The organism is Candidatus Megaera venefica, assembly GCF_034554655.1.
Lineage (GTDB): Bacteria > Pseudomonadota > Alphaproteobacteria > Rickettsiales > Rickettsiaceae > Megaera_A > Megaera_A venefica.
The window spans coordinates 1-1,705 of the sequence record NZ_JARJFB010000239.1 but is presented as its reverse complement, the minus strand read 5'-3'; the positions used below and the strand labels follow the sequence as shown (position 1 = coordinate 1,705).

The following is a 1,705-nucleotide window of genomic DNA, read 5'->3' as shown; positions in this document are numbered from 1 at the left end:
GGCCTGCCTTGCCAAGCTTTAACATCGTCCATGACATCATCAGTAATTCTACTAACAAGGCTTTCGCTAATGTCAGCCCCGTATAGTTCCTGAATCTGAAGTTTAATATCTGATAGACTCATTCCTTTGGCGTATAAGGATAGAATTTTTTGATCTAAACCTTCAATTCTTGTTTTTCTTTTGGGAATGATTGCAGGTTCAAACTCAGCATCTCTATCCCTTGGAACGTCTATTGTAATAAGGCCATTATCAGTGATTAGATTCTTTTGAGATACACCGTTACGGGCGTTATTAGAAGTGATAATACGATCGTATCTGTCATAACCTAGATGATTATTCATCTCTGCCTGTAAAGCTTTTTCCACAAGACGTTTTGTTAGTTGTTTCAATAACCCGCCTTTGCTTAAAACATTCGATAGATCTACTTCTTTACTTACCAGTAAATCTATCGCTGCGGATATAGCTTCATTATTCTTATTATTGATAGTGTTTTTAGTCATATTTTATTCCTCTTAGTTATATTAATTGATTATATAACCTATAAGGAATTTACACACTTAGATGGACAGACCCGAAAACTCCGGGCCTATTATTATGCCGTTAGTTTCATTATAATTTATCTGTTGCATTAGTTTGTCAAAATGCCCAGCAAAAGTTTCTTTTGACTCATGAATTGAGTTTTTAACGCTCTCTTTATTAAGAAGTGCCCATGCCAGAGAGTGGGTATATATGCTATCAAAACATTTTGAAATATCTAGTTTAAGTAGCTTATTATATTTTTTTTCACACCAGTGGTATTTGTCAGATTCATAAAATTTATATACATTGCTATAGTCTTTATAAACAAAGAATGAACGTAAATTTTCATACTCTTTGCCTGATTCTTCCCTAGGGGAAGAATCATCGGATAAATTTTCATAATGAGTACTATCTTTATAGAAAATATATTTTGAAACTTTTTTTGGATGCCTAATTGAGAATGAGCTAATAGAGCAGTAATAGAGTATTAACTCTTTGTATCTGTCGTAAAATTCTATAACCTGTAGTTGATTTATAGGGTGTGGGATAGCCAATTCACGATATTCATTTTGCTTGTGACTTATTTTATAGTAGAAAGGAATCGCTCCCCATTTGTTAACAGGCAGTTGGTTAAAACCACGCTCTTTATCAAACAGTGTCTTTGTTTCTATGTTTGGCTTAGGTGATTTTGGAATACCGAATAATAAACAAATTATACAATAAACGACAGCATCGCCTGCAAGCCATTCTATCTTACCACCATGATATTTAATTTTATGCCTTAGTAAAAAGTTATAAAAATGCCAATTCGTAAAAGTGATTGGAACTTCATAAGGAAGTACATCAGATAAAACAGATCGTTCTTTTTTATATTTCAATGTCATTTTCTTACGAGACATACTTCCATACTCTTGTTATTTTCTCCAGTTCTGCTGAGGTGAAACGGGCATATCTTTGTTGTGAAAATCCTTCTATGAATGACAATTTGCTAAGACGCGTTTTCAAAGCGTCAGGAGAAATTTTAGAAATTTCACCTTTAAGGTAATTGTCTAGGCCTGTGAAATTTGTGGAGCAATCTAAAAGACTATTAGAGAAATATACACCTACTAAGGGTATTAACCACATTCCTGCGTAAATGTAACATAAGAGAAAACTCTATATCCCATAAGGCTTGCAGAGCACTAGA

2 protein-coding genes are annotated in these 1,705 nt (G+C 33.5%); both read right to left on the bottom strand.

The features are described from left to right. Positions 1 to 500: transposase (locus Megvenef_RS09380; protein WP_322776251.1), on the bottom strand; the 500-nt coding region annotated here is incomplete at its 3' end. A 57-nt stretch (positions 501 to 557) separates the two neighbouring features. After that, positions 558 to 1,397 carry an RNA-directed DNA polymerase gene (locus tag Megvenef_RS09375; protein WP_322777654.1) on the bottom strand — a complete coding sequence of 280 codons (840 nt, stop codon included), beginning with the start codon at positions 1,395 to 1,397 and terminating at the stop codon, positions 558 to 560. Positions 1,398 to 1,705 lie beyond the last annotated feature (308 nt).